This is a genomic window from Comamonas sp. BIGb0152, from assembly GCF_024809975.1.
Lineage (GTDB): Bacteria > Pseudomonadota > Gammaproteobacteria > Burkholderiales > Burkholderiaceae_C > Comamonas.
This window is the reverse complement of record NZ_JANUDY010000007.1, coordinates 1-25,968: the sequence shown is the minus strand read 5'-3', so window position 1 is coordinate 25,968 and position 25,968 is coordinate 1. Positions and strand designations below refer to the sequence as shown.

The 25,968-nt window shown below is 64.0% G+C and carries 25 protein-coding genes; 10 read left to right on the top strand and 15 right to left on the bottom strand.

Annotated elements, in window-relative coordinates; all coding sequences use genetic code 11:
• Positions 1-41: 41 nt before the first annotated feature.
• From M2375_RS14470 to M2375_RS14455, 4 genes are all read left to right on the top strand, one after another.
• Complete coding sequence (locus tag M2375_RS14470; RefSeq protein ID WP_259168356.1) at positions 42-323, top strand: endonuclease domain-containing protein; 282 nt, start codon at positions 42-44, stop codon at positions 321-323.
• A gap of 95 nt (positions 324-418) precedes the next feature.
• Positions 419-1,618: an acetyl-CoA C-acyltransferase gene (locus tag M2375_RS14465; protein ID WP_259168354.1), complete on the top strand. Its 1,200-nt coding sequence runs from the start codon at positions 419-421 to the stop codon at positions 1,616-1,618.
• A 164-nt stretch (positions 1,619-1,782) separates the two neighbouring features.
• Positions 1,783-2,625 (top strand): acyl-CoA thioesterase II, encoded by an 843-nt coding sequence (locus M2375_RS14460; protein ID WP_259168353.1) that lies wholly within the window; start codon positions 1,783-1,785, stop codon positions 2,623-2,625.
• Positions 2,626-2,718: 93 nt separating this feature from the next.
• Positions 2,719-3,501: an enoyl-CoA hydratase gene (locus M2375_RS14455; RefSeq protein WP_259168351.1), complete on the top strand. Its 783-nt coding sequence runs from the start codon at positions 2,719-2,721 to the stop codon at positions 3,499-3,501.
• Here M2375_RS14455 and M2375_RS14450 read toward each other — a convergent pair.
• From M2375_RS14450 to M2375_RS14440, 3 genes are read right to left on the bottom strand one after another with little or no spacing between them, the layout of a single operon-like run.
• The gene (locus M2375_RS14450) at positions 3,488-4,312 is read right to left on the bottom strand and encodes a ChbG/HpnK family deacetylase (protein WP_259168350.1); all 825 of its coding nucleotides are present in this window, start codon (positions 4,310-4,312) and stop codon (positions 3,488-3,490) included. The genes M2375_RS14455 and M2375_RS14450 overlap by 14 nt on opposite strands.
• 5 nt (positions 4,313-4,317) lie before the next feature.
• Positions 4,318-4,734 carry a GtrA family protein gene (locus tag M2375_RS14445; RefSeq protein WP_404979332.1) on the bottom strand — a complete coding sequence of 139 codons (417 nt, stop codon included), beginning with the start codon at positions 4,732-4,734 and terminating at the stop codon, positions 4,318-4,320.
• Between the two features lie 5 nt (positions 4,735-4,739).
• Entirely contained in the window at positions 4,740-5,807 is a 1,068-nt protein-coding gene (locus M2375_RS14440) for a glycosyltransferase family 2 protein (RefSeq protein ID WP_259168347.1), read from the bottom strand.
• A 152-nt stretch (positions 5,808-5,959) separates the two neighbouring features.
• Between M2375_RS14440 and M2375_RS14435 the strand changes: the two genes are divergently transcribed.
• Both M2375_RS14435 and M2375_RS14430 read left to right on the top strand, forming a co-directional pair.
• The gene (locus M2375_RS14435; RefSeq protein ID WP_259168345.1) at positions 5,960-6,421 is read left to right on the top strand and encodes a thioesterase family protein; all 462 of its coding nucleotides are present in this window, start codon (positions 5,960-5,962) and stop codon (positions 6,419-6,421) included.
• A 172-nt stretch (positions 6,422-6,593) separates the two neighbouring features.
• Positions 6,594-7,220 carry a polymer-forming cytoskeletal protein gene (locus M2375_RS14430; RefSeq protein WP_259168343.1) on the top strand — a complete coding sequence of 209 codons (627 nt, stop codon included), beginning with the start codon at positions 6,594-6,596 and terminating at the stop codon, positions 7,218-7,220.
• 102 nt (positions 7,221-7,322) lie between these two features.
• On the opposite strand, the gene M2375_RS14425 is transcribed toward M2375_RS14430, so the two are convergent.
• Entirely contained in the window at positions 7,323-7,736 is a 414-nt protein-coding gene (locus M2375_RS14425) for an acyl-CoA thioesterase (RefSeq protein ID WP_259168341.1), read from the bottom strand.
• Between the two features lie 41 nt (positions 7,737-7,777).
• Here M2375_RS14425 and M2375_RS14420 point away from each other — a divergent pair, with 41 nt between their 5' ends.
• Positions 7,778-9,604 (top strand): ABC transporter ATP-binding protein/permease, encoded by a 1,827-nt coding sequence (locus M2375_RS14420; RefSeq protein ID WP_259168340.1) that lies wholly within the window; start codon positions 7,778-7,780, stop codon positions 9,602-9,604.
• A gap of 3 nt (positions 9,605-9,607) precedes the next feature.
• On the opposite strand, the gene M2375_RS14415 is transcribed toward M2375_RS14420, so the two are convergent.
• The 3 genes from M2375_RS14415 to M2375_RS14405 all read right to left on the bottom strand — a co-directional run bounded on the left by M2375_RS14415 (position 9,608) and on the right by M2375_RS14405 (position 12,284).
• Entirely contained in the window at positions 9,608-10,051 is a 444-nt protein-coding gene (locus tag M2375_RS14415; protein WP_259168339.1) for a polyhydroxyalkanoate granule-associated phasin, read from the bottom strand.
• Between the two features lie 170 nt (positions 10,052-10,221).
• Positions 10,222-10,623 (bottom strand): DUF779 domain-containing protein, encoded by a 402-nt coding sequence (locus M2375_RS14410; RefSeq protein WP_027011387.1) that lies wholly within the window; start codon positions 10,621-10,623, stop codon positions 10,222-10,224.
• Between the two features lie 140 nt (positions 10,624-10,763).
• Positions 10,764-12,284, bottom strand: coding sequence for an aldehyde dehydrogenase family protein (locus tag M2375_RS14405; protein WP_259168338.1), 1,521 nt, complete (start codon positions 12,282-12,284; stop codon positions 10,764-10,766).
• Between the two features lie 295 nt (positions 12,285-12,579).
• On the opposite strand from M2375_RS14405, the gene M2375_RS14400 reads away from it, so the two are divergent.
• Both M2375_RS14400 and M2375_RS14395 read left to right on the top strand, forming a co-directional pair.
• Positions 12,580-14,568 carry a sigma-54-dependent Fis family transcriptional regulator gene (locus M2375_RS14400; RefSeq protein ID WP_259168337.1) on the top strand — a complete coding sequence of 663 codons (1,989 nt, stop codon included), beginning with the start codon at positions 12,580-12,582 and terminating at the stop codon, positions 14,566-14,568.
• Positions 14,569-14,652: 84 nt separating this feature from the next.
• Positions 14,653-15,498: a creatininase family protein gene (locus M2375_RS14395; protein ID WP_259168336.1), complete on the top strand. Its 846-nt coding sequence runs from the start codon at positions 14,653-14,655 to the stop codon at positions 15,496-15,498.
• A gap of 16 nt (positions 15,499-15,514) precedes the next feature.
• On the opposite strand, the gene M2375_RS14390 is transcribed toward M2375_RS14395, so the two are convergent.
• The 7 genes from M2375_RS14390 to M2375_RS14360 all read right to left on the bottom strand — a co-directional run bounded on the left by M2375_RS14390 (position 15,515) and on the right by M2375_RS14360 (position 21,922).
• Complete coding sequence (locus M2375_RS14390; protein ID WP_259168335.1) at positions 15,515-16,483, bottom strand: threonine dehydratase; 969 nt, start codon at positions 16,481-16,483, stop codon at positions 15,515-15,517.
• 31 nt (positions 16,484-16,514) lie between these two features.
• Positions 16,515-17,207: a VOC family protein gene (locus tag M2375_RS14385; protein WP_310473179.1), complete on the bottom strand. Its 693-nt coding sequence runs from the start codon at positions 17,205-17,207 to the stop codon at positions 16,515-16,517.
• Positions 17,204-18,142 carry a PhzF family phenazine biosynthesis protein gene (locus tag M2375_RS14380; RefSeq protein WP_259168334.1) on the bottom strand — a complete coding sequence of 313 codons (939 nt, stop codon included), beginning with the start codon at positions 18,140-18,142 and terminating at the stop codon, positions 17,204-17,206. Before M2375_RS14380 ends, M2375_RS14385 begins: the two co-directional genes overlap by 4 nt.
• A gap of 22 nt (positions 18,143-18,164) precedes the next feature.
• Positions 18,165-19,058, bottom strand: coding sequence for a PhzF family phenazine biosynthesis protein (locus tag M2375_RS14375; RefSeq protein WP_259168333.1), 894 nt, complete (start codon positions 19,056-19,058; stop codon positions 18,165-18,167).
• 89 nt (positions 19,059-19,147) lie between these two features.
• Complete coding sequence (locus tag M2375_RS14370) at positions 19,148-19,789, bottom strand: glutathione S-transferase (RefSeq protein WP_259168332.1); 642 nt, start codon at positions 19,787-19,789, stop codon at positions 19,148-19,150.
• A gap of 98 nt (positions 19,790-19,887) precedes the next feature.
• On the bottom strand, positions 19,888-21,075 hold the full coding sequence (locus M2375_RS14365; protein ID WP_259168331.1) for a PLP-dependent aminotransferase family protein: 1,188 nt from the start codon (positions 21,073-21,075) through the stop codon (positions 19,888-19,890).
• A 250-nt stretch (positions 21,076-21,325) separates the two neighbouring features.
• Positions 21,326-21,922 carry a LysE family translocator gene (locus tag M2375_RS14360; protein ID WP_259168750.1) on the bottom strand — a complete coding sequence of 199 codons (597 nt, stop codon included), beginning with the start codon at positions 21,920-21,922 and terminating at the stop codon, positions 21,326-21,328.
• Positions 21,923-22,158: 236 nt separating this feature from the next.
• Between M2375_RS14360 and M2375_RS14355 the strand changes: the two genes are divergently transcribed.
• Positions 22,159-23,625, top strand: coding sequence for a PLP-dependent aminotransferase family protein (locus M2375_RS14355; protein ID WP_259168749.1), 1,467 nt, complete (start codon positions 22,159-22,161; stop codon positions 23,623-23,625).
• Positions 23,626-23,653: 28 nt separating this feature from the next.
• Here the strand turns inward: M2375_RS14355 and M2375_RS14350 are convergent, their stop codons facing one another.
• A complete protein-coding gene (locus M2375_RS14350) occupies positions 23,654-25,576 on the bottom strand; it encodes an ATP-binding cassette domain-containing protein (protein ID WP_259168330.1) in 1,923 nt (640 codons plus the stop codon).
• Positions 25,577-25,968 lie beyond the last annotated feature (392 nt).

Genomic DNA, 25,968 nt, shown 5'->3' with positions numbered 1-25,968 from the left:
CCCGCCAGCGGGAGAGGGCAGGGGTGAGGGCGGATGTCAAGGTGCAAAACGCCCGCGCACTGCGCCAATCCGCCACCACTGCAGAGCAACTGCTATGGCGCCACCTGCGCAACCGCCAACTGGTGGGCGCCAAGTTCCGCAGACAGCATCCACTGGGTTCTTACATCCTGGATTTTGTCTGCCTAGAGCATGGCCTGGTGATTGAGGTCGATGGTGGCCAGCGTGCCGATCTGCAGGCGCAAGGCTATGACCAGCAGCGCACGGTGTGGTTGCAGCAGCAAGGCTTGCGGGTGCTGCGGTTTTGGAACCATGAGGTTGTATAACAAACGAACGAGGTGCTTGCACATGTGCTGCAGGCCCTCACCACGGCCCTCTCCCGCATGCGGGAGAGGGCGGTGAATACAGAGGACTAGTGACCATGAGTAAACAAGTTCAAGACGCCTACATCGTGGCGGCGACGCGCACGCCGATTGGCAAGTCGCACAAAGGCTATCTGCGCAATATGCGGCCTGACGATCTGCTGGCCACGGTGATGAAGGCCGTGCTGGCGCAAGCGCCGGGGCTGGACCCGCAGGCGATTGAGGATGTGGTCTGCGGCTGCGCGATCCCCGAAGCCCAGCAAGGCCTGAATGTGGCGCGCATCAGCGCGGTGCTGGCAGGGCTACCGGTGGGGGTGGGCGGGGTGACGGTCAACCGCTTTTGCGCATCGGGCCTGACTGCGCTGCAGATGGCGGCCGACCGCATCCGTGTGGGCGAGGCCGATGTGATGATCGCCGCAGGGGTTGAGAGCATGAGCATGGTGCCGATGATGGGCAACTCGCCATCGCTGTCGCCGTCCATATTCGAGCGCGAAGGCGATGTGGGCATTGCCTACGGCATGGGCCTGACGGCCGAGAAAGTCGCGCAGCGCTGGAAGGTGAGCCGCGATGCCCAGGACGCATTCGCGCTGCAGTCGCACCAGCGCGCGCTGGCGGCGCAGCAGGCCGGTGATTTTGCCGCCGAGATCACGCCGATCACCGTGACCGACCGGGGCGTGGACATCGCCCGGGGCGAGGCGGTCAGCCGCTCGCGCACGGTGGACCTCGATGAAGGCCCGCGCCCGGATACCTCCATCGAAGGCCTGGCCAAGCTGCGCACCGTGTTTGCAGCGCGTGGCTCGGTCACCGCCGGCAACAGCTCGCAGACCAGCGATGGCGCAGGTGCGCTGCTGGTGGTCAGCGAAGCGGCGCTCAAGCGCTTTAACCTGACGCCGCTGGCACGCTTTGTCAGCTACGCCAGCAAGGGCGTGCCGCCCGAGATCATGGGCATCGGCCCGATTGAGGCGATTCCGGTGGCGCTGCGCCATGCGGGCTTGTCGCTGCAGGACATGGACTGGATTGAGCTGAACGAGGCGTTTGCCGCGCAATCGATCGCGGTCATGCAGCAGCTGGGCATGGACCCGGCCAAGGTCAACCCCATGGGCGGCGCAATTGCGCTGGGCCATCCGCTGGGTGCCACGGGTGCCATCCGCGCGGCCACCGTCGTGCATGCGCTGCAGCGCAACAAGCTCAAGTACGGCATGGTGACCATGTGCGTCGGCATGGGGCAGGGCGCTGCCGGCATTCTGGAACGCGTGTAAACCGGCGCAGGCCACGGCGTCTGTCGCCCACAGGGCTGCAGCAGACGCCGCAGGCTGCTACTGTTGGGTGGCAGAAAATGCAACTGCAAGGCCGGTCTTAAAAGGCATGGTACGGGCATATGGCGTTTTCAGTGGATTCAAAAATTTCTGCGAAAGATGTCCGAATGAGTGAACTCTCCTCCAACAGCGCCCGCCATGCCTTTGACCGTGCCATGGCCATGGAGCCCAGCGGCCAGAACCAGTACGCGGCGCAGGCCAGCAAAGACTACTGGAACATGGTCGGGCCCTATGGCGGCATAACAGCAGCGCAAGTGGCCCAGGCCGTGCTGCAGCACCCGCAGCGCCTGGGGGATCTGGTGGCGATCACCGTGAACTACGCCGGCGCCGTGGGCGAGCGGCCTTATGTGATTGAAGCTATCCCCGTCCGCACCAACCGCAGCACCCAGCACTGGATCATCAGCTTGCGCGAGCAAGATGCCGAGGGCCAGTGGTCCACCACCACGACGGCCACGGCCATGACCGCCCTGGCGCGCAGCACCTGGTCGGACGATGAGCATGCGATGCCCGAGGTGCCGCCCTCCAGCGCGGTGGAGCGCTATACCACCGACTTCCGCGTGGAATGGCTGAACCGCTACCACATCCGGCCGCTGGTGGGCGGCTATCCGACGGAGTGGGATGGCGCGACCAGCCCGAGCCTGACCCGCATGTGGGTCAGTGATGAGCCCCCGCGCCCGCTCGATGTGCCGGCGCTGACCTCGCTGTGCGATGTTTTCTTTCCCCGCATCTGGCTGCGCCGCGCCACGCGTGTGCCGGTGGGCACCGTCTCCTTGACGGTGTATGTGCATGCCAGCGCCGAGCAACTGGCAGCGGTGGGCACCCAACCGGTGCTGGCCCAGGCCCAGGGCCAGGGGTTCCGGGATGGTTTTTTTGACCAGACCGCACAGATCTGGTCGCCCCAGGGCGTTTTGCTGGCCACCAGCCACCAGCTGGTCTATTACAAGGAATAAGGCAGGCCAAATCCGGTTAGCATGCCAGCGTCTTCGGTGCGCGCCCTGGCAGTGGCCCGGGCCCGGCACCGACCCTTTTTTTGAGAGACTGTTATGACGATCCAATCCTCTTGCGACGATATCCGGGTGCTGGCCGAAGCGGGCATCTGCACCATCACCTTCAACCGGGTGGCCAAAAAGAACTCGCTGACCGGCGCCATGTACCTGGCCTTGGCGGAGATCTTGCAGCAGGCCGCCAGCAGCACCGAGGTGCGTGTGGTGCTGTTCCAAGGCGATGCCTCGGTGTTCACGGCGGGCAACGACCTGGGTGATTTCCTCCATGGCCCCCAACCCGATGACAACGCGCCGCCTTTCCAATTTCTGCAAGCGCTGGCAGCCTTCCCCAAGCCCATCGTCGCAGCCGTCTGCGGCCCGGCCGTGGGCATTGGCACGACGATGCTGCTGCACTGCGACCTGGTCTATGCCGGTGACAATGCGATGTTCTCCTTGCCCTTTGTCAACCTGGGCTTCTGCCCCGAAGGCGCATCCAGCCTGCTGCTGCCCCAGCTGATGGGCCACCAGCGTGCCTCCGAGGCCTTGCTGCTGGGCGATCCCTTCATGGCCGAGGCGGCCTTGGAAGTGGGCCTGGTCAACCGCGTGGTGCCGCCGACTGAATGCAACACCATTGCCCAGGCACAAGCCGCCAAGCTGGCGGCCAAGCCGCTGGCCTCCTTGATGGCCAGCAAGCGCTTGCTCAAGAGCGGGCAGATGGCGGCCGTTCAGTCCCGCATTGCCGAAGAGGGCCGTGTGTTTGCCGATCTGCTGCAGCAGCCCGCTGCCAAAGAGGCGATGCAGGCCTTTATGGAAAAGCGCAAACCCAACTTCAGCGGTCTGTAAGCGCAGCCTTGGCAGGCACCAGCTTGCCAATGCGGCAGTCTTGCGCTGCCAGCAGCTCGCCAAACGCGGGCGAGCGCAGATAGGCCCATTCCACCGGCCGCTGCTGGCCAATCGCGTCGCCTGGCATCGGTGTTTGCGCGGGGTGGCACATCAAGAGGCTGCCGTCTTGGCACTCGGCCAGCCATTGCGCCATCAAGCCGCCATAGGCGGCCTCCGTCGGCGCATCAAAACCATAGACCCCCGCAAAGCCCTGGTTCGTCGCCCAGCGCTGGCGCTGCAGCTGGTGGCTGAGGCGGTAGCCGCCCAAGAGCGCAATCGTGGCCGATTTGGCCTGCCAGCGCAAAGCGCCTGCGGGGGCCGTGGAGCGGATCCAGATCTGCCGGGCTGCTGCGCCATAGCGCGCGTCAAGTTCAGCCAGCATCGCTTTGCGCACGCCGGGCAGCTGGTGCACATGCTGGTGGCCGTCTACGTAGGCGGGCGGCATGCCCAGTGCATCCTCAAACGCATCGAGCTGGCGGCGCCAGGCGTCGCGCAGCGCAGCAGCAGACAGCCGGGCGGTATAGGCCTGGCTGAGAATGCGGGTGATCGCCGTATCGGGCGCGACGCCATGGCCTTCGGTCAGGTTGAAATGCAGGCCCAGGTCCAGCTGGTCGCGCACCGCTGGCAAGGCCCGTGCTGCTGCGCGCCAGCCCGGTGCGGTCGTCATGCAGCTGGTGGCGGAGAGGCGGCCCAGCGCGGCCAGCTCCAGCACGGCGGCATCCACGGCAGGGTGCAGCGCAAAATCATCGGCGCAGAGGGTGATGTGCTTCATGGTGCTCAGTGCGGCGCCGCATGGGCAAAGGCCCAGCACTTGGCCGCGACAAAGGTGAATACCGCCACGACGACCAGCACGGCGACCAGGCTCCAGGCATAGTGCCAGTGCAACTGGTTGAGCGCCAGGTAATAGAGCAGTTCATTGAGCGCGAAGGAGCTGCAGGCCACCAGAAAAAAACGCGGCAGCGCCTGGGCGTGGGGCGCGTTTTTATCCGCAAAGGTCAGCCAGGCATGGCCGCTGTAGCTGACGACAAAGGCGACCAGAAAAGCCAGCACATTGGCCAGCAGCGGCGCCATGCCCGCGCCGCCCACCAGCAACAGAACCACCAGCAAATGCGTGGCAGCGGCCGAGCCGCCCACGGCAATAAACTGCAGGCCCTGCGGCAGCCTGCGCAGGCGATGGGCCAAGGCAGCGATCAGCAAGCTCAGGACTCCGGCGGCATGGGGGCCACGGGGGCGGGCGCGGTGGCCGATGCCGGCACCAACGCAGCTGCAGCCGGCTCGCTGGTCACGGGGCTGCGGTCATCGTTTTGGGCCACCACATACAGCGGCCGGCGCTTGACCTCGTCGTAAATGCGGCCAATGTACTCACCCAGCATGCCGATGGACATCAGCTGAACGCCGGAGAACAGCATCAGGCCAGCGGCCAAGGTCGGCCAGCCGTCGATGGGGTTGTCCAGCACGATGGTCTCGATGGTGATGTAAATGCCGTAGATGATGGCCATCACCGAGATGCAAAAGCCCACCAGGCTCCAGATGCGCAGCGGCAAGGTGGTGAACGAGGTCAGCCCCTGGAACGCCAGGCCAAACAGCCGGGTGAAGTTGAAGCTGGACTGGCCGCTGCGCCGGCTATCGGGCACAAAGGGCAGGGCCACGCTTTTGAAGCCGACCCAGGCGTACAGGCCCTTCATGAAGCGGTTGCGCTCGGGCAGCTGGCGCAGCGCATCCACCACCTTGCGGTCCATCAGCCGGAAATCGCCGGCATTCTCGGGGATATGGACGGCGTTGTCGCGGTTCATCAGGTAGTAGAACAGCCAGGTGCCCCAGCGCTTGGCCTTGGCCTCGCCGGCGCGGTCGGCGATGACGCCATAGACCATGTCATAGCCGCTTTGCCACAGCTGCACCATCTCGGCGATCAAGGCCAGCGGGTGCTGGAAATCGGCATCGATCAACAGCACGGCATTGCCGCGTGCATAGTCCAGCCCGGCGGTCATCGCCGCTTCCTTGCCGAAATTGCGCGCCAGCTGGATGTAGTGCAGTGGCAATTGCTGGCCCAGGCGCTGGGCCACCTCATCGGTCGCATCCTTGCTGCCATCGTTGACCAGCACAATCTCGCAGTCCACGGACAGCGCGCGCACCGTCTCGTACAAGGCGGGCAGAAAGGCTTCCAGGTTGCTGGCTTCGTTATAGGCGGGCACCACGCAGCTCAGCCGCAAAGGCGGCCTGGGCGCGGTACGGGCGGTCGGCAGGGCGGGGGGCAGGGTTTCAGGCATAGATGTGCTGCAGTTGCGCGCAGTCTAGCGCATGGCGCGCCTGGGGCCAGTGGAATCTGCGATTGCCGTGCCTGGGACTTGGCTGCATACTCCTGCGGATGACCAGCCCGACGCCACCCACTTCCCACTCTGCCGCAGCAGCCTATGTCTCTATGCAGGGTTTGGATAGCGCCTATGTGGAGGGCATGCGCGAGATTTTTGAAGAGCGCATTGTCTTCAACAAGCTGCTGGGGCTGAAGCTCCAGTCGGTGCAGGACGATGCGGTCTGGGCGAGCTTGGAGATGCGCGCTGAGCTGATTGGCCATTTTGGTCTGCAGCGTGTGCATGGCGGCGTCATCAGCGCCAGTCTCGATGCGCTGGGCGGCATGGCGGTGATGGCCGCCTCGGGTGCCAAGCACCTGGGCGAGCCGGTGATGCAGCGCTTGATGCGTTTTGCCAAGTTGGGCACCATTGATTTGCGGGTGGACTATTTGCGCCCAGGCACCCAGGGCCCGTTTGTGATGCAGGCCCGTGTGCTGCGACTCGGATCGCGCGTGGCCACCACGCGCTCTGATTTTTGCGACCACAGCGGCCAGTTGCTGGCCACCGCCACGGCGGCCTATATCGTGTCCTGAACTGGACTTGCGCAGCGTTCTGGGTGTTGGGAATTGTGAGATTTGTCCGCGTGGTGAAAGTATTGATAAGAAAGACGGCCAGGGTTGCCGTCTGTTACGACTAGTGTCAAATTTTGTGAACACCCTAGCTATAAATTGAATAGCATGTAGAAGCTTTTCACAAGGAGAACCGATGGCTGTACAAAACCCTTTTTTCGGCGGACGCCGTGACAATGACACTTCCGCCTCCAAGTTTCTGGGAGGCTCACCCTCCAATACGTCGGGCAGTACCTTGCCCAGCACGGCAGCGGGTTCTGCCAGTTCCGTGCTCGGCGGCAACCTGAGTGGCCACAAGGCCGATGAACCCAGCAGCCCATCCCCTACTTCTTCCTACACCAGCACTGTGACCACTGATACCACCGCCAGCACCGGCAGCAAACTGACTGTCGGCCCGAACATCAAGCTCAAGGGTGTCGAGATCACCGATTGCGACACCTTGGTGGTGGAAGGCACGGTTGAGGCCACGATGGACTCCCGCGTGATCCAGATCACCGCTGATGGCGCTTTCCGGGGTTCGGCAGAAATCGACATCGCCGAGATCCATGGCGAGTTCGAAGGCAACCTGACGGTGCGCGACAAGCTGGTGATTTTTGGCAGCGGCCGCGTACACGGCAAGATCCGCTACGGCAAGGTCATCATCGAAGAAGGTGGCCAGCTGACCGGTGAGATCGAGTGCTCCAACAGCACGCGCAAGCCGGTGGCCGCCAGCACCAGCACCCCCGCCAGCAAGACGGAAAAGCCCGCCGAAAGCCTGGCTTGACGGCTGAGGCCGGCAGCTTGGCCCGGCGCTTGTGAAAAAGCCGTTGCAGCGCAGATCTTGCGTTGCAGCGGCTTTGGTGTTTCTGAGGCCGGGGTGGGCCGATCAAACCGGCAGCGGGGGCACCGTGCGGGGATGGCCTTCCTCGTCAATGGCGACATAGGTCAAGGTGGCCTGGGTGACCTTGAAGAACTGGCCTTGCTTGGACAGGCGCTCGGCGAACACCTCGACCTCGACCGTCATCGACGTGGTGCCCACTTTGACCAGCTTGGCGTAGAACGACAGGATATCGCCCACGCGCACCGGCTGCTTGAAGATGAACTCATTGACCGCCACGGTAACGGTGCGGCCCCGTGAGTGGCGCAGCGGCAGCACGGATCCGCCCAGGTCCACCTGCGACATGACCCAGCCACCAAAAATATCGCCGTTGGCATTGCAGTCAGCGGGCATGGGCACAACGCGCAAAACCAGCTCTTTGTCCTGGGGCAGCTCGTCGGATGCGGTGCGTGGAGTATTCATGGGCACAATCGAGGTCTATAACAAACCCACAATTGTCTCCCATGCGACGTTTAGCCGAGGCGCCAGCCGCCACAAACCCTAGCTCCAGTGATGGAAAACCTCTGACCGCTGGCGACGGCCGCACTTTGAAGCGCCTGTTGCCCTACCTCTGGACCTACAAGTGGCGGGTGCTGGCTGCACTGCTGCTGATGGTGGGCGCCAAGGTGGCCAATGTCGGGGTGCCGGTGCTGCTCAAGCATGTGGTCGATGCGCTCGACATCCGGCCGGGCAACCCGCAGGCCCTGCTGGTGGTACCGCTGGGCTTGCTGCTCGCCTATGGGGGCCTGCGGCTTGTGACCTCGGTGTTTGGCGAGCTGCGCGAGCTGGTGTTCTCCAAGGCCACGCAAGGCGCAGCGCGCGCGATTGCGCTGCAGACCTTTGAGCATTTACATGCCATGAGCCTGTGCTTTCACCTGGAGCGCCAGACGGGCGGCATGACCCGCGATATCGAGCGCGGCGTCAAAGGCGTGGAGTCCCTGATCTCCTACTCGCTCTACAGCATCGTGCCCACCCTCATCGAGCTGGCGCTGGTGCTGGGCATTTTGGCCGTTCAGTTCGATATCTGGTTTGCCATCATCACCATCGTGGCGCTCACGGTCTACATCAGCTTCACTGTGGTGCTCACCCAGTGGCGCACGCACTTCCGGCGCGAGGCCAACCTCATCGACTCCGCCGCGCACAGCAAGGCCATTGATTCGCTGCTGAACTACGAGACCGTCAAATACTTCAATAACGAAAGCTTTGAAGCACAGCGCTACGACGGGGATCTGGAAAAACTGCGCCGCTCGCGCCTCAAGAGCCAAAGCAGTCTGAGCCTGCTCAACAGCGGCCAGCAACTGATCATTGCGGTGGCGCTGGTGGCCATGCTCTGGCGTGCCACCCAGGGCGTGGTCGATGGCCGGTTGAGCCTGGGCGATCTGGTGATGATCAATGCCTTCATGATCCAGCTGTACATTCCGCTCAATTTTTTGGGCACCTTGTACCGCGAGATCAAACAAAGCCTGACCGACCTGGACCGCATGTTTGTGCTGATGGACCAGCAGCGCGAAGTGGCCGATGCGCCAGACGCTCAGCCGTTGGCGCTGCAGGCAGAGCCCGAGCTGCGTTTTGACGATGTGCATTTTGCCTACCACCCGGACCGGCCTATTTTGCAAGGGCTGAGTTTTGTCGTGCCTGCGGGCAAGACCGTCGCCGTGGTGGGGCCCTCGGGCGCCGGCAAATCCACCTTGGCGCGGCTGATCTTCCGCTTTTACGACGTGCAGGCCGGCGCCATCCGCATTGCGGGCCAGGATATCCGCGGTCTGACGCAGGACAGCCTGCGCCGCGCCATTGGCATCGTGCCGCAGGATACGGTGTTGTTCAATGACACCGTTGCCTACAACATCGCCTATGGCCGGCCCGGCGCCTCGCAAGACGAGGTGGTGCAGGCCGCGCAGGCGGCGCGCATCCACACGATGATCGCCGCCTCACCCGAGGGCTATGCCACCCGCGTGGGCGAGCGCGGCCTCAAGCTCTCAGGCGGTGAAAAGCAGCGCGTGGCCATTGCCCGCACCTTGCTGAAGAACCCACCGATCCTCATCTTTGATGAGGCCACCTCGGCCTTGGATTCGGCCAATGAGCGCGCCATTCAGCTGGAGCTGCAAAAAGCCGCGCAAGGCAAGACCACCTTGGTGATTGCCCACCGCCTGTCCACCGTGGTGGACGCGCACGAAATTTTGGTGATGGATGCCGGCCGCATTGTGGAGCGCGGCACGCATGCGCAGCTGCTGGCACTGGGTGCGCGCTACGCCAGCATGTGGGCTTTGCAGCGCAACCAGGCGCAAGATTAATGCTCAGGAGCGTGGTGTGTGCGACAGGCGCTTGGCATTGCTGACTGCCTTGGCATGGACGGGCGTGATGCCAGCGTTGAGCACATCTGTGACGGCCCGCACCTGCTGCGTGACCATGCGCGAAGTGGCCTTGCCCACACCAAAGGCAGCCAGCGGGTTGCTGCTGCTGGGGGTGAGCAGCCCAGAGGTTGTGCACAGGCTGGCGGCGGTTTGCCAGTAGGCCGTGCAGGCCTGGGTCCACATGCCCATCCAGGATTCGTAAAAGGCGGTGACCTTCTCGTTGCCCATGCGGTAGAACTCTTGCTGGTCGCGGGCTGAAGGCTGGCTGCCGGCGAGCATCATGCGGCCGACACGTTGGGCGACTACCTGGGGAGCAGCCAAGCTGAGCTCCAGGCTTTTGGTGGCCAGATTCTGGACCTTGGCATGGGTAGTGTATTTGGCAGTCATGGCATCCACAGTGGGTTAGTACAGTGGAAATTGTAGAAAGCTTTGAAGAATGCTGCATTGCAACAATTTCACCAGCCTGTACCCATGGTTATTGATTAACCTATTGAATAAAAAAGAATATTTCTATTTTTGCACCATTGTTGTGCAGTAGACGCAGCGCTTGCCATGACCTAGGACTGCGCATTGTTTGCAATGCCTTGTGCGTCCTGTTGCTGCAGTGCCGCCAACTCCTCGTCGCTGAAGACGCGGGAGCGCGTGTGGAAGGCCTTGCCCTCAGGGCCTTCGAGCGAGAAAGTGCCGCCGCCGTGGGTGTCGATCACATCGATGATGAGCTGGGTGTGCTTCCAGTACGCGTACTGGGAGGTGCTCATGTAAAACGGGCAGCCTCCAATATCGCCCAGGTAGACATCGCCCTGGCCAATGGTCAGCTCGCCCAGCAAATAGCAGTTGGCTGCGCTGTTGTCGCAGCAGCCGCCCGATTGGTGAAACATCAGGCCCGGGCCATGTTTGTCCTTGAGCAGCGCGATCAGCGCTTGCGCGGCCGGCGTGGCCACCACTTTTTCCACAACCATGTTGCTGTCTCCTGAGATGGCTGGCCAGGGTTGGCTGCGCCTGCCTCGGTGGGTGGGTTTGCAAAGGCGGGTGTGCGTGGCCCCGGCCCAAACTACGGCTGCAGTTTGGGCCAGGCACACCGCCCTGGCACACCTTTCTATTAGAAGAAGCCCAGCTTGTTTTCCGAGTAGGACACCAGCAGATTCTTGGTCTGTTGGTAGTGGTTGAGCATCATCTTGTGGTTCTCACGGCCAATGCCCGACTCTTTGTAACCGCCAAAGGCGGCGTGCGCTGGGTAGTGGTGGTAGCAGTTGGTCCACACGCGGCCGGCCTTGATGGCGCGCCCCATGCGATAGGCCAGGTTGCCGTTGCGCGTCCATACGCCGGCGCCCAGACCGTACAAGGTGTCGTTGGCTAGCTCCAGTGCTTCTTCTTCGGTCTTGAAGGTGGTGACCGCCAAGACCGGACCAAAGATCTCTTCCTGGAAGATGCGCATCTTGTTGTGGCCCTTGAACACCGTGGGCTGCACATAGTAGCCGCCGCTCAGATCACCACCCAGTTTGGCCTCTGCACCGCCAATCAGCACCTCGGCGCCTTCCTGGCGGCCCAGGTCCAGGTAGCTGCTGATCTTGATCAGCTGCTCCTTGCTGGCCTGCGCGCCCATCATGCTGTCGGTGTCCAGCGGGTTGCCGTGCTTGATGGCGGCAATGCGCTTGAGCACTTTTTCCATGAAGCGGTCGTAGATGGATTCATGGATCAGTGCACGGCTGGGGCAGGTGCAGACCTCGCCCTGGTTGAAGGCAAACAGCACCAAGCCTTCAATCGCTTTGTCGAGGAAGGCATCGTCATGGTCCATCACATCGGCAAAGAACACATTGGGCGACTTGCCGCCCAGCTCCAGCGTCGCGGGGATCAGGTTGTTGGCAGCAGCCTGGGCGATGACGCGGCCGGTGCTGGTCGAGCCGGTAAAGGCAATCTTGGCAATGCGCTTGCTGTTGGCCAGCGGCATGCCCGCTTCGCGGCCAAAGCCGTTGACCACGTTGAGCACGCCAGCGGGCAGCAGGTCTTCGATCAGCTCGATGAGGATCAGCAGGCTGATGGGGGTGGATTCGGCCGGCTTGAGCACCACGCAGTTGCCTGCAGCAATGGCGGGTGCCAGCTTCCAGGCGGCCATCAGGATGGGGAAGTTCCAGGGAATGATCTGGCCCACGACGCCCAGCGGCTCGTGGTAGTGGTAGGCCACGGTGGTGTTGTCGATCTCGCTAAGGCCGCCTTCCTGCGCCCGCAGTGCGCCGGCAAAGTAGCGGAAGTGGTCAGCCGACAGCGGAATATCAGCGTTGAGCGTTTCACGGATGGCCTTGCCGTTGTCCACCGTCTCGGCGTAGGCCAGTAGTTCGGTGTTGGCATCGATGCGGTCGGCAATTTTCAGCAGCACATTGGAGCGATCGGTGGCTGATTGCTTGCCCCAGGCGTCGGCTGCTGCATGGGCAGCATCCAGTGCCAGCTCCACGTCTTCGGCGGTCGAACGTGCGGCCTGTGTGTAGACCTGGCCGTTGATGGGCGAGATCACATCAAAGTACTGGCCCTTGACTGGCGCCTTCCACTGGCCGCCGATGAAGTTGTTGTACTGCTTTTTGTAGGCGATTTTTGCGCCCGATTGGCCGGGGAATGCGTAGTGCATGGTTTGTCTCCTTGGATATGGATGGCTCAAGCTGATTCGTGCCGCTGGCAAGCCGGTAGGGGCACGAGTCACATAAGACATATCAAGATGCGTGCCATGCTTTGCAGCGCGCCAAGTGCTTGATTTGGCACAATCTGGGTGACCGCTTCGCGAGGGGCTGGAACAGGGTCGGACAATGCAGGTGTTCCAATCTGGAACAGTCGGACAGCGGCATGGCTATTCGCAACAACCCCGCGTGGCCGCTTTCCTATACTGTCCCCATGGGCCTGCGCAGACAGGCTTGCAAGGAGACAACATGGATCCCCAGATCACCTCCCAGGTGCTGCGCCAGGCACGGGTGCATTTGTTGGCACATGGTGAATGCCCGCCGGGGGCGGTGCAGGCACGCATTGCCAGCTCCTGGCAGCGCAGCCTGCGCGCGGGGGTGCAGCCGGTCGGCCGCGTGTCCGGCGGCGATCCGCTGACGGGATCCGAGATGCGCCAGGTGCTCACCCGCAGCGAAGACCTGCTGGCCATCGCCAGACCGGTGATGGACTATGTGTTCGAGCAGATCCAGGACAGCCACAGCATGGTCATCCTGGCCAATGCCCAAAGCACCTTGCTGCACACCCTGGGTGACGCCCCTTTTCTGAACAAGGCCGAGCGCGTGGCGCTGCGCAGTGGCGCGATATGGACCGAAGAAGCGCGCGGCACCAATGCCATTGGCACGGCGCTGGTGGAAGCCACGCCGCTGCGCGTGGAGGGCTCCGAGCATTTTCTGGAGGCCAACAGTTTTTTGAACTGCGCCGCGTCGCCCATCTTCAGCGCCCAAGGCCAGTTGCTCGGGGTGCTCGATATCTCTGGCGACCAGCGCCTGGCCCAGGCCCATACCTTGGGGCTGGCCACCACGGCGGCCCGCATGATCGAGAACCGCTGGCTGCTCGCGCGCCACCAGCGCGACTGGCGCATGCATTTCCACACCCAGGCTGAAGGGGTGGGTACCGCCGCAGAAGGCATTTTGGCGCTGGCGCCCGATGGCCTGCTGCTGGGTGGCAACCGCGCCGCCATGCACAGCCTCAAGATTGCGGTTGCCGACTGGGGCCATCTGCACTGGGACGACATCAGTCCGCTGCCGCTGCGCGATTGGCTGGCTGTCGGCCGCTCCCAAACCGAGCGCCTGCACCTGGCGGCTTTGCACACGGGGCGCAGTGTGTTTGCACGGCTGGTGCTGCCCCAGGCTGCGCAAGCCGCACAGATGGCACATACGCTGCCTGCCTTGCCAGGCGAGCGCGCGGGCCGGGCGCTGCCTGCTACGGCGCCCCAGCTGCCGGTAGCGGATGCACTGGCCCAGCTGGATACCGGCGACCTCAGCTGGCGCGCTGCGGCCGAGCGCGGCCGGCGCACCTGGGGCAAGGGCATTGCCTTGCTGGTGCAGGGCGAATCCGGTGTGGGCAAGGAGCTGTTTGTGCGCGCGCTGCATAACAGCAGCGCACGCCACGCAGCGCCTTTTGTGGCGATCAACTGCGCGGCCATTCCGGAGCATTTGATCGAGGCCGAGCTGTTTGGCTACGAATCCGGGGCCTTTACCGGCGCCCGGCGCGATGGCCAGTTGGGCCGCCTGCGCGAGGCCCAGGGCGGCACCTTGTTTCTCGATGAAATCGGCGATATGCCGCTGGCGCTGCAAACCCGTTTGCTGCGGGTGCTGCAGGAGCGCAGCATCACCCCGCTGGGCGGCGGCAAGGCCCAGCAGCTGGACTTTGCGCTGGTCTGTGCCACCCACCACCAGCTGCGCGACGCCGTGGCGCAGGGGCGCTTTCGGGCCGATCTGTTCTACCGCATCAACGGCCTGGCCTTGCAGCTACCTGCCTTGCGCGAGCGCAGCGACCGTGAGGCGATCACGCGCCGTTTGCTGGACCAGTTCAACCCCGGCCAGTCGGTGCGGCTGCACCCCGATCTGGCCTTTGCGATGGCGCACTACCCCTGGCCCGGCAATCTGCGCGAATACGCCAACGCGCTGCAGACCGCATCGGCGCTGCTGCTGCCCGGTGAGGATTGCATTGGCTGGTCTCAGCTCTCGGATGATCTGGCGCAGGAGCTGCTGCGCTACCGCGAAGGCGCGCCGATGGCCGTCGCTTCTTTGGCGGCGCATCCGCAGCAGGCCAGCCTGCCAGCAACTGATCTGAAAACCCTTTCCCACACCGCCATCGCGCAGATGCTGCAGCAGTGCCGGGGCAATGTGTCGCAGGCGGCCAAGTTGCTGGGCATCAGCCGGCAGACCTTGTACCGGCGGTTGAAGGCCGCCTGACCTGGGCGGCTCGCATCGCCGGTCAATCGCCTAAGATAGCTGCTGCGCTGGCACATGGTGTGCCGGCCGTTTGTTGGAATGCCCATGCCTGCCTCTGAAAACCCTGCTGTCGCCACCTGGTCTTCCCGTTTCTGGGCAGATATCAGCACGCGCGAATTTGCCCAGGCGCAGACCAGCGGCCTGGCGGCCAGCACGGTAGCGGTGCTGCCGGTGGGTGCGGTGGAGCAGCATGGTCCGCATTTGCCAGTCTCCGTCGATGCTACTTTGCTGCAAGGCATTGTGGCGGCCGCCATGCCGCTTCTGCCCGCCCATGTGCCGGTGCTGGTGCTGCCCGCGCAGAACATTGGCCTGAGCACCGAGCATCTGAACTTTCCCGGCACCCTGAGCCTGCCGCCCAAGCTCATCATCGATCTCTGGACCGCATTGGGCCAGGCGGTGGCGCGCGCCGGTATCCGCAAGCTGCTGATGTTCAACACCCATGGCGGGCAGGTGGCGGTGATGGATATTGTGGCGCGCGAGCTGCGCATGGCCCATGGCATGCTGGTGTACAGCAGCAGCTGGGGCAGCCTGCCGTTACCGGCCGAGGTGACGGGTCTGTTCAGCGCCGAGGAGCACCGCTTTGGCATCCATGGCGGTGAGGTGGAAACCTCGATGATGTTGCACCTCTCGCCCGCGCAGGTGGACATGGCGCAGGCGGGCTGTTTCCATTCCACATCGCAAGACCGTGCAGGGCGCTTTGCGATTGTGGGCAATGGCAAAAGCGCCAAGATGGGCTGGGCGATGGAGGACTACAACCCCTGCGGCGCCGTTGGCAATGCCGCGGGTGCCACGGCAGACAAAGGCCGCGCAGTGGTGGAGGCGGCGGCCCAGCAACTGGCCTTGTTGCTGCAGGAGATCCACCAGCTGGCGTGGACGGTTCCCCCTCGCTGAGCAGGCCTGGGCAAGCTCAGTCCCGCAGCACCTGTCCAAACACAGAGGCATCCACATTGCCACCGGTCAGCGCCAGGCCCACGGTCTGGCCTGCGATCAGCTCGCGCTCTTGCAGCGCGGCGGCCAGCGCGCCGGCACCGGCGCCTTCGGCCACATTGTGGGTATCGGTAAACAGGTAGCGCATGGCTTGGCGCACCTCGTCGTCGCTGACGGCCACCAGGTGGTCCAGATGCTGGCGCAGCACCGGCAGGGCGAGCGGGTCGGCACGGCGCACGGCCATGCCGTCGGCAATCTCGGTGCTCACTGCGGCCTCGACCACTTCACCGGCGGCGATGGAATCGCGGTAGGTGGTGGCACCGGTGCTGATCACGCCGACGATGCGCACCGGGTGCTGCAAGGCCAGCTTGGCCGCGATGGCAGAGCAAGCCCCCGAGCCCAGGCCAATGGGCACATAGGCGATCTGCATATGGGGCACGGCACGCAAGAACTCCCACCAGTAGGTGCTGACACCGCTGACCAGATCGGGGTGGTAGCTGGGCACCATATGGGCACCGCTTTGCTCGGCCAAGGCCATCGCATGCTCGCGGGCGGCCTGGAAGTCATCCCCGTGCTCGACCAACTCTGCGCCCAGTGAGCGCATGGCCATGTTCTTCTCTACCGAGTTGCCGTGGGGCACGACGATGGTGCAGCGCACGCCATGGCTGCGCGCGGCCCAGGCAATGCTCTGGCCGTGGTTGCCGCGCGTGGCGCTGATCACTCGCGCGGGCAGGGTGCCGCGCGCTGCCATCTGGGCGAAATAGGACAGACCTCCGCGAATCTTGAAGGCGCCCACCGGCGTGTGGTTCTCGTGCTTGAGCCAGCACTCAGCCCCCAGGCGCTCGCCCAGCAATTGCCAGCGGTACTGCGGCGTGGCCTGGAACTCACGGTAGACGATGCGGGAGGCGGCCTCGATCTCGGCGAGGTTGGGGAGGGAGAAGGCTTGCATAGGATAGGAAGGTTGGGCGATGAAGGGCTGGTCAGACGGTGCTGCGCAGTTGCACGGGGCCTTGCGGGGTGTGTAAATGGGCCACCAGCGCAGGGCTTGGGGCATGCATCACCTGCAAGGCGGGGTTGCCATCCAGGCCCAGCGCCTGCAAGGCGCTTTGCAGGGCTGGCGCATCGGGGTGCAGCAACTGCAGCTGCTGCAAGGCGATGCCCTTGTCAGCCAGGCTGGCTGCGGGGTGCTGCTCCCCCCATTCGATCAAGGTGGGCAGCAGGCCTTGGAGCAGGCGCTGGCCATCGGGGCGCAGGCCAATCTGCCAGGCCAGCAGGCCCCGGGGCGTTTGCCGGCTGGCGGCCTGGGGTGTGCCAGCGGCATGGCCCAGCACGTGCAAGGCCTCGGTGGCCTGGGCGATGCCGCTGACGCGCGCGACCCAGTGGGTCAGCTGCGGCCCCTGGCTGCGTACCTGCGCCTGCAGGGCTGGGTCGTCCATGTCAAACCAGCGGCGGTGGTTGCTGGGCGCCTGGCCTTGGGGATCGATCGCGATGATCTCCAGGTAGCTGGCCGCAAAGGCCGGGCTGCTGATGCGCAGCAGGCGGTTGTGGGTGCCCATAAAGCCATGCTGCCCGCCGGCATCCGGGGTTATGCCCAAGGTCGCTTCGCACCAGGCCACGCCTTCTTCGAGGCTGGTCGCCATGACCACCAGGTGGTCCAGTCCGGCGCCGATCACAGCAGCACCTCGCCCTGAACGCCCGCTGAGACATGGCCGCCCACCCAAACCTGGCCTGCGGTATCTTGGGTGATATTGACGGTGCCGCTGCGGTCCAGGTTGATGCCCTGGCTGGCGACATAGGGGGCTTGCAAATGCCCATCGGCCAGCAGCCACTGGGCCAGGCTGGCATTGAGGCTGCCGGTGATCGGGTCTTCGCTGAGGCTGGCGCCGGTGTTGAACCAGACGCGCACTTCGATATCGGCTTCCGGTGGGCGGCTGGCCTGGCCCGAGGCGCTGTCAAAAGCGCGGGCCTCGCGGCTGGCGCGGCCGATCAGCGTCTTGCCCGCTTGCGGGTACAACGCGGACACGGCCAATTCCATGCCCATGCCATGCAGCGCCGTCAGATCGGGCTGCAGCGCCAGGACGGTATCAGGGTCGTCCAGCAACAAGGCCCAGAACACGGGGCCGTTGTTGAGCTTTTGGCAGGCCAGCACCTGGCTGGCCTGCAGGCCAGCGGCCTGCAGCACCGGGGCCAGCTCGGCATCCGCAATAGCGCTGCGGATCAGCGCGGGTGCGGCAAAGGCCAGCCTGCCATTGCGCGCGTCTTGCTGCAAGGGCACCAGGCCTTTGGCGCATTCCTGCACCACGCGGCCGGCTTGCTGCGGCTGGCCGCCGGCGGCCAACCAGGCGTGGCAGCTGCCCAAGGTAGGGTGGCCAGCAAAGGGCAGCTCACCACCGGGGGTGAAGATGCGCACCCGGTAATCCGCACCCTGGGCACGCCCCTCGGGCGTGGGGGGCAGCAAAAAGGTGGTTTCGGACAGGTTGGTCCAGCGGGCAAAGGCCTGCATGGCCTCGTCGCCCAGGCCTTCGCCATCGAGCACCACGGCCAGCGGGTTGCCGCGGTAGGCGGTTTCGGAAAACACATCCACCTGCATAAAGGCGCGTGTACGCATAAGAGCTTCCTTTCTTCGGTATTCAGAGAACGACTTGGCCGGTGACCACGCTGTGCACCCGCCCCTGCACCCAGATCTGGCCCTGCGCATCAGCGACCAAACGCATACGACCTGCACGGCCCATGGCGGCGCCTTGCTGCACGCGGTAGGGCAAAGCCAGGTGCCCCGCAGCGCTGAGCCACTGGGCCAGGCTGGCATTGAGGCTGCCGGTGGCGGGGTCTTCGGCAATGCCGTGGGCGGTCAAGGTGATGCCGCGCACTTCCAGCACGGGCTCGGCATCACCGCTGCCATTGCCTGGCGCGTGGATGGCGCAGAGGCCGGCCTTGACACCCAGTGCCCGCAGTGCAGCGGCATGGGGCTGGGCGCGCGGCAGCACATCTGCATGGCGCAACAGCAAGCCCATCCAGCGCGATCCATTGTTCAGCCACTGTGCGGCCACCAGGTCATCGGCCTGCAGCGCCAGAGCGGCCAGCACCTGCGCCTGCACCCCGGCGGGCACCTCGCTGCGCTGCAGCGGCGGCGCAGCAAAGGCCAGGCCTTCCGGGCCTGCATTGTCTGCAGCGGTCGAGCGTTGGATACGCACCAGGCCCTTGGCACATTCCTGCATCACCACCTGGGCTTGGCGCGGTGTGCCGCCCGCGTTGAGCCAGGCCTGGCAGCTGCCCAGGGTGGGGTGGCCGGCAAAGGCCAGCTCCCCCGCCGGGGTGAAGATGCGCAGGCGGTAGTCGGCGCCGCCGGCGGCCCCCTCGGCCGTGGGCGGCAGCAAGAAGGTGGTTTCGGACAGGTTGGTCCAGCGCGCAAAGTCCAGCATCGCCGCATCGCTGATGCCTTCGCCATCCAGCACCACGGCAAGGGCATTGCCTTGCAAGGCATGGTCGGCAAATACATCGAGCTGGGTAAAGCGGCGTGGCTGCATGGCGGGCGGGTCTTGGGGTGTCAACAAAAGGCGGGGCGCGCCGCTGGGGCGCGCTGCGTAGGTGGCGGGTGAGGCGGGTGGGCCTGCGGTTATTCGATCGTGATGTCCAGCACGCCCCGGCTGGCTGGGCGGGCCTGCATCGCGGCAAACCAGCGCTCCACATGCGGGTAATGGGGGCGCTGGTAGGCGGCGGCAGGCAGGTTCCACCAGCGGTGCACCTCACAGGCGACGGGGATGTCGGCCATGCTGAACTGCGCGCCTTGCAGGTAGGGGTGGCTGGCCAGATGGCGGTCCAGCAGTTGCAGCAAGGGCTCCATCGCGGCAATGGAGGCGGCGATCTTTTGTGCATCGCGCTGCGCGGGGGCGGTGCGGATGAGCTGGATAAAGGCATCGCGCCCGGCGGGGTTCATCGTCGTCTGCTGCCAGTCCATCCAGCGCTCGGCACCAAAGCGCTGGGCCAGCGCTGCCGGGTAGAGCACGCCGGGCGCGTAGCGGGCGCAGAGGTAGCGCACGATCACGTTGGACTCGAACAGGGTCAGCCGCATGGCGCCTTCACCGTCCTCGATGGCCGGCACCATCGCGTTGGGGTTGCGGGCCAGGTACTCTGGCGTCTGTGTGCCACCGAACTTGCCGCCGGTGTCTATGCGCTCAAATGGAACTCCCACTTCCTGCGCCGCCCAGACGGCTTTGCGCACATTGATTGAGCTGATACGGCCCCAGATTTTCAGCATAGTTTGTCCTTGGAACGAGGTGGCCGCCCGGCACAAAGCGGGAGGCCAGGGTGGGAATGGGCAGGTGGCTTGGTGCACCACCTGGCCCTGTCTTTGGCTTATCGGGCCGCCAGCGTGGCCCGCACGGTATCGGCCAGCGCCTTGATGCCGATATGGATCTGCTCTTCCGAGGCGGTCACATAGGACAGGCGCATCGTGCGGTGATCGGGCTGGCTGGCATAGAAGGCGCTGCCGGGCACATAGGCCACATTGCGCGCGACGGCGGCCGGCAGCATGGCCACGGTGTCCACGCCCTCGGGCATGCGCAGCCACAGGAACATGCCGCCCGTGGGCGTGGTCCACTGCACATCCAGACCCGCGAAGTGCTCGGCCAGCGCGGCCAGCATCGCATTGCGCTGCTTTTTGTACAGCGCGCGGATGGTGGGCACATGCTGGTCGAGAAAGCCGTTCTGCACCACTTCGGCCACCATGCGCTGGTTGAAGGTGGGCGTGTGCAAATCGGCTGCTTGCTTGGCCTGCAGCAGTTTGCTGTAGATCGCCTTGGGCGCCACCACATAGCCCAGACGCAGGCCCGGTGCCAGCACCTTCGAGAAGGAGCCCAGGTAGACGCCGCCTTCGGGGTTGCGGGCCGTCAGCGGGGCGGGCGGTGCCTCGTCAAACCACAGGTCGCCGTAGGGGTTGTCTTCCAGAAAGGGGATGCCCAGCGTGGTCAGGCGCTCGACCACCGCTTGGCGGCGGGCCTCGTCCATGCTGCGACCGGTGGGGTTTTGGAAGTTGGGCAGCAGGTAGACCATGCGTGCCTTGTGCGCGCCTTCGCCGGCCTTGCGCGCCAGGTCGTCGGGGACTACGCCGTGGTCATCGCTGTCCACCCCCACCACCTCGGGCTGCTGGGGCGAGAAAGCCTGCAAGGCGCCCAGATAGGTGGGGGTCTCCACCAGCAGGCGGCTGCCTTCATCGAGCAAGATCTTGCCCATCAGGTCCAGGCCCTGCTGTGAGCCGGTGGTGATCAGCACCTGGTCGGGGCTGACGTCCCAGGGCAGCTGCTTAGCCACAAACTCCCGCAAGGGGGCATAACCTTCGCTGGCGGCGTATTGCAGCGCGGATGCGCCGTCTTGCAGCAGCACCTTGTCCGCTGCTTCCTTGAAGGCGCTGATCGGGAAGGTCTTGGGTGATGGCAGGCCACCGGCCAGGCTGATGATGCCCGGCTTCTCGGTCACTTTCAGGATCTCGCGGATCACGGATGGATTCATGCTGGCAGCGCGTTTGGCCAAGGTCCAGTTCGTCATCATTTCCTCATCTCTTTGACGTACAGCCGGGGCGACAGTGCCCGGGCCGGGGTGGGTGCAGGGCAGGGCCACCGTGGGGTTTCAAGGGTGGCAGTTGCCGGGCGTCTGGGATGGCACACGGCGGGCGGCAACTGCCGGCAGGCTTTTGGCCTGCATGGTTGTTTGCAGGGGCAGGCCTGTTCTTGGGCCTGCCGGTTTGGCTTTGCTTGTCTTTGCCATGGGGGCTGAGGGGCTGGGTTTCGTCGCGGGTTCAGGCCTTGAGCATCCAAACAGCGGTGAGCACCAGGATCAGCGCCATCGCGCGGTTGAACCAGAGCAAACGTTGCCCCTGGGCCAGCCAGCTGCGCAGCAGCGCGCCGACCGAGGCATAGAGCAAGTTGCTGGCGAAGGCGTAGAAAAGCATGATCGGCAGCACAATGATGAGACGTGCCAGGGGGTCCTGAAAGCCCACAATCCAGCCCGCGACAATGGCCAGTGCCAACAACCAGGCTTTGACGTTGACGAACTGCAAGCCCACAGCCTGCCAAAAACCGAGCAGATGGCCGTTCTTGGTTTCGGCCAATTGGCCGCTGCGGCTGAGCTTGTAGGCCAGCCAGACCAGGTAAACAATGCCGATGGCTTTGATCGCGCCTTTGAGTGCGGGCGCCGCCATGACCAACGCGCCAACGCCGCTGGCGCAGAGCAGCAGCAAGGCACCCCAGCCAATGGGCACGCCCCAGACAAAACGCATCGCCGGTTTGAGCCCCCAGTTGGCGCCCATGGCCGCAGCCATGGTGGTGTTGGGCCCGGGGGTAAAGCTCATGGCCGTGGCCAGAACCAGGAATGCACTGAACTCTACGGCGGTCATTGTCGTTGTCATGGTGATCGTATCCACTGCCCTTGGGGGGTTCTCATCATGCACTGCTGCTGCCGCAGTCCGGCGGGCCTGGGGGCCTGGCCGGTTGCGGTGGTGACAGTCTGGGCGCGTCCGCAGGCTTGCTCAAAATAATGTAGCGTTGATAGCAATACAGTTACAGTACAGACAGAAAATCAATACCATGAACTGTATTGGTGCCAAAACCGGTACATCTCGCTCCTATGGCCATGCTGACCCGCGATACCACCCACACCCTGACCGAACAACTGGCGGCGCGCTTTGCCGAGCGCATCCGCTCGCGCCTTTTGCCGGCCGGTGCGCGCCTGCCTTCGGTGCGCGCCTGTGCGGCCCAGCAAAACGTGAGCCCCTATACGGTGGTGGCGGCCTACGATTTGCTGCAGGCCCAGGGCCTGGTGGAGGCCCGCCGCCAGCGCGGCTTTTATGTGCGCGACTATGTGGCCAAGGCGGCGGTGTCCACCTCGCCGGCAGCGCCTGTGGCCAAGGGCAAGACTTTGAAGGACGCGGTATCGCTGTCCTTGCCGGCCGCGTCGGCCCGCATCAATGCCACCTCGCTGATCCGCGGCATGATGCACAAGGCCACGCATCCGCAACCGGGGGCTGGTATGTTTCCGCCCGAATGGCTGCAGAACCAGTTTTTGCAATCGGCCCTGCGCAAGGTGGTGGGATCGGACGCGCTGCATGCCATGCACTGGAGCTACGGCGTGCCCATGGGCGATGAGTTGCTGCGCCAATTGCTGGCCGAGCGGCTCAAGGGCCTGGGTTTGCCGGTGGGCTACGAGCAGGTCATGACCACCATGGGGGCGACCCAAGCCTTGGATATTGTCAGCCGCACCTTGCTGAAGGCGGGCGACGCGGTGATGGTGGAAGAGCCCGGCTGGTCGGTGGAGTTTGCCCGCCTGGCCGCATTGGGCATGCAAGTGCTGCCGGTACCACGTGGGCCCGATGGCCCGGACCTGGCCGTCATGCGCCACTACTGCGAAACCCATGCGCCCAAGCTCTATGTCAGCGTCAGCGTGCTGCATAACCCCACCAGCTACAGCCTGCATCCGGCAGCGGCCCACCAGGTGCTGCAGCTGGCCCAGGCCTTTAATTTCTATATCGTCGAGGACGACACCTACAGCCATATCGCACCCGAGCATGCCACCCGGCTCAGTGTGCTCGATGGCCTGAAGCGCAGCATCTATGTGAGTGGTTTTGCCAAGATACTGGCGCCCAACTGGCGGGTGGGCTACATGGTGGCGCCGCCGGATTTGGTGGACCGCATGTTGGACACCAAGCTGCTGTCCACCTTGACCAGCCCGGCGATGATGGAGCGCGCCATGGCGCTGTGCATGGAGAACGGCCAGCTGCGGCGGCACATCGAGCGCATGCGTAGCCATTTGGTGCAGGCGCGCAAGCACAGTGTGCCGCTGGCTCTGGAGGCCGGTTGCCAGTTTGTCACCGAGCCCGCAGGCATGTTTGGCTGGGTGGAGACCGGCATGGACACCGAGGTGCTGGCCCAGCGCATGCTCGATGAAAACTACCTGATCGCGCCTGGCAGTCTGTTCCATGCCAGCCGCCGGCCATCGACCTTGATGCGCATCAACTACGCTTGTACGCAGGATGCGAGCTTCTGGCGTGTGTACCAGCGGGTACGTGCGGAGTTTCCGCAGTCCGAGCAAATGCCGCGCTGAGCCCTGATGGGTGCAGCGCGGCGCGCGATCAGCTCGCCAGTTCTTCCCAGCGCATCAGGGCTTCCAGCAGTTCTCCTTCAATCACCGTATCGCGCTGCTGCAACTGCATGGCCTGGCCATAGTCCTTGGTGAAGAGGCTGCCATCGGCCAGCTTGGCCTGGATGCTCTTTTGCTCCGTCTCCAGCTCCGCAATGCGGGCAGGCAGCAAGTCCAGGTCGCGCTGGTCCTTGTAGCTGAGCTTGCGCTTGGGCTGGGCAGCAGGCGCTGCGGCAGCGGCGGGGGACGGAGCTGGTGCTGGTGCCGCTGCGGCGGCCTTGGTCTCTTTGGCAAGCTTGCCGACTTGTGCGGCATCCCGCTGCTCGGCGATCTCGCGTGAGCGGCGCGACTGGATCAGCCAGTCCTGCACCGAGCCTTCGTATTCACGCCAATGGCCATCGCCTTCGGCGGCGATGATGCTGGTGACCACGTTGTCCATGAAGGTCCGGTCATGGCTGACTAGGAACACCGTGCCGTCGTACTGCTGCAGCAAGTCTTCCAGCAAATCCAGGGTGTCGATATCCAGGTCATTGGTCGGCTCGTCGAGCACCAGCACATTGGCCGGGCGGGCGAACAGGCGTGCCAGCAGCAAGCGGTTGCGCTCGCCACCGGACAGGGAGCGCACAGGCGAGTGCGCACGCGCTGGCGAAAACAGGAAATCGCTCAGGTAGCTTTTGACATGCTTGCGCTGGTTGCCAATCTCGATCCACTCGCTGCCTGGGCTGATGAAGTCTTCCAGGGTGGCATCCAGATTGATGGCATCGCGCATCTGGTCAAAATAAGCCACCTGCAGATTGGCGCCTTGGCGGATCGTGCCGCTGTCTGCGGCCAACTCGCCCAGAATCATCTTCAGCAAGGTGGTCTTGCCGGCGCCATTGGGGCCGAGCAGGCCAATCTTGTCACCGCGCAGCACCGTGGTGCTGAAGTTGCGCACAATGGTTCTTTCGCCAAATTGCTTGCTGACATCGGTCAGCTCCGCAACGATCTTGCCCTGGTAGCCATTGCCCGCACCGGAGGCGATATCCATCTTGACGCTGCCCTGGGCATTGCGCCGTGCGGCATGCTCACCGCGCATCACCTTGAGCCGCTCGATCCGGCTTTGGCTGCGGGTGCGGCGTGCCTCCACACCCTTGCGGATCCAGATCTCCTCCTGGGCCAGCAATTTGTCGGCCTTGGCATTGATCACCAGCTCTTGGGCCAGCTGCTCCTGCTTTTGCACCACATACTGCGCAAAGTTGCCGGGGTAGCTGCGCAGTTGGCCGCGATCCAGCTCAACAATGCGGGTGGCCACTGCATCCAGAAAGGAGCGATCGTGGGTGATGGTGATGATGCTGCCCTTGAACTCTTTGAGCAGCTCTTCCAGCCAGGCGATAGAGTCCAGATCCAAGTGGTTGGTCGGCTCATCGAGAAACAGCACGTCCGGGCGCAGCACCAGCGCCTGGGCCAAGGCCACGCGCTTCTTCACGCCGCCCGACAGATTGCCGACCAAGGCTTGGGGATCCAGATGCAGGCGCTGCAAGGTCTCTTCCACGCGCTGCTCCCAGTTCCAGGCATCGAATGCCTCAATCTGTGATTGCAGCGCATCTAGGTCTTCGCCATCCTCGGCGGCAAAGTAGCGGTCACGCACAGCGGATACAGCAGCCATCCCATGGGAGGCGGCTTCAAACACCGTGTGCTCCAGGTTCAGGTTGGGCTCCTGGGCCACATACGCAATGCGAATGCCGTTTTGCAATTGGAGGTTGCCGTCATCGGCCTTCTCCATGCCTGCCAGAATCTTCAACAACGAAGACTTGCCTGCGCCATTGCGGCCAATCAAGCCAACCCGCTCCTGGGACTCCAGGGCGAAGTCTGCGTGATCCAGTAAGGCAACGTGGCCAAAGGCCAGCTGCGCGTCTAATAAGGTAATCAATGCCATGTTGGCGCCATTATCCTGTGCGCGCCGATGGATGCCTCTTTGCAGGGAGATCAGCGCCTAGCGCTGCGCTGCCTCAGGCTCGCATCGTCATCGGTAGGTCATGGAGATGCTGTTCAATCAGAAATTTTCGCCAACTGCGTGACGCCCCGGGAAAACGCCTATACAATAGCGTCTATCGACAGCACGATGCCTTGCAAAGCTGCCAGACTCGAAAGAGGGCGGTTCGCAAGGTTTGTTTTTTTGGGGTGCTGACAAGGTGGCAAGCGAAGACGCTGAAAACTTTGTCAAACAGTTCAAAAAGCTGTGCTACAATACAAGGCTTCGCTGATTGCAGCGGAGTGGATCCAGGGGCTAAGGCGCTTGGGTTAGGTCTTTAAAAATTAACAGCCGAT

Bases quoted from the DNA above. Each gene is read 5' to 3' on its own strand.
- M2375_RS14465 (WP_259168354.1), top strand. From the start codon at position 419: ATGAGTAAACAAGTTCAAGACGCCTACATCGTGGCGGCGACGCGCACG.
- M2375_RS14460 (WP_259168353.1), top strand. From the start codon at position 1,783: ATGAGTGAACTCTCCTCCAACAGCGCCCGCCATGCCTTTGACCGTGCC.
- M2375_RS14455 (WP_259168351.1), top strand. From the start codon at position 2,719: ATGACGATCCAATCCTCTTGCGACGATATCCGGGTGCTGGCCGAAGCG.
- M2375_RS14450 (WP_259168350.1), bottom strand. From the start codon at position 4,312: ATGAAGCACATCACCCTCTGCGCCGATGATTTTGCGCTGCACCCTGCC.
- M2375_RS14440 (WP_259168347.1), bottom strand. From the start codon at position 5,807: ATGCCTGAAACCCTGCCCCCCGCCCTGCCGACCGCCCGTACCGCGCCC.
- M2375_RS14435 (WP_259168345.1), top strand. From the start codon at position 5,960: ATGCAGGGTTTGGATAGCGCCTATGTGGAGGGCATGCGCGAGATTTTT.
- M2375_RS14430 (WP_259168343.1), top strand. From the start codon at position 6,594: ATGGCTGTACAAAACCCTTTTTTCGGCGGACGCCGTGACAATGACACT.
- M2375_RS14425 (WP_259168341.1), bottom strand. From the start codon at position 7,736: ATGAATACTCCACGCACCGCATCCGACGAGCTGCCCCAGGACAAAGAG.
- M2375_RS14420 (WP_259168340.1), top strand. From the start codon at position 7,778: ATGCGACGTTTAGCCGAGGCGCCAGCCGCCACAAACCCTAGCTCCAGT.
- M2375_RS14415 (WP_259168339.1), bottom strand. From the start codon at position 10,051: ATGACTGCCAAATACACTACCCATGCCAAGGTCCAGAATCTGGCCACC.
- M2375_RS14410 (WP_027011387.1), bottom strand. From the start codon at position 10,623: ATGGTTGTGGAAAAAGTGGTGGCCACGCCGGCCGCGCAAGCGCTGATC.
- M2375_RS14405 (WP_259168338.1), bottom strand. From the start codon at position 12,284: ATGCACTACGCATTCCCCGGCCAATCGGGCGCAAAAATCGCCTACAAA.
- M2375_RS14400 (WP_259168337.1), top strand. From the start codon at position 12,580: ATGGATCCCCAGATCACCTCCCAGGTGCTGCGCCAGGCACGGGTGCAT.
- M2375_RS14395 (WP_259168336.1), top strand. From the start codon at position 14,653: ATGCCTGCCTCTGAAAACCCTGCTGTCGCCACCTGGTCTTCCCGTTTC.
- M2375_RS14390 (WP_259168335.1), bottom strand. From the start codon at position 16,483: ATGCAAGCCTTCTCCCTCCCCAACCTCGCCGAGATCGAGGCCGCCTCC.
- M2375_RS14380 (WP_259168334.1), bottom strand. From the start codon at position 18,142: ATGCGTACACGCGCCTTTATGCAGGTGGATGTGTTTTCCGAAACCGCC.
- M2375_RS14375 (WP_259168333.1), bottom strand. From the start codon at position 19,058: ATGCAGCCACGCCGCTTTACCCAGCTCGATGTATTTGCCGACCATGCC.
- M2375_RS14370 (WP_259168332.1), bottom strand. From the start codon at position 19,789: ATGCTGAAAATCTGGGGCCGTATCAGCTCAATCAATGTGCGCAAAGCC.
- M2375_RS14365 (WP_259168331.1), bottom strand. From the start codon at position 21,075: ATGACGAACTGGACCTTGGCCAAACGCGCTGCCAGCATGAATCCATCC.
- M2375_RS14360 (WP_259168750.1), bottom strand. From the start codon at position 21,922: ATGACCGCCGTAGAGTTCAGTGCATTCCTGGTTCTGGCCACGGCCATG.
- M2375_RS14355 (WP_259168749.1), top strand. From the start codon at position 22,159: ATGCTGACCCGCGATACCACCCACACCCTGACCGAACAACTGGCGGCG.
- M2375_RS14350 (WP_259168330.1), bottom strand. From the start codon at position 25,576: ATGGCATTGATTACCTTATTAGACGCGCAGCTGGCCTTTGGCCACGTT.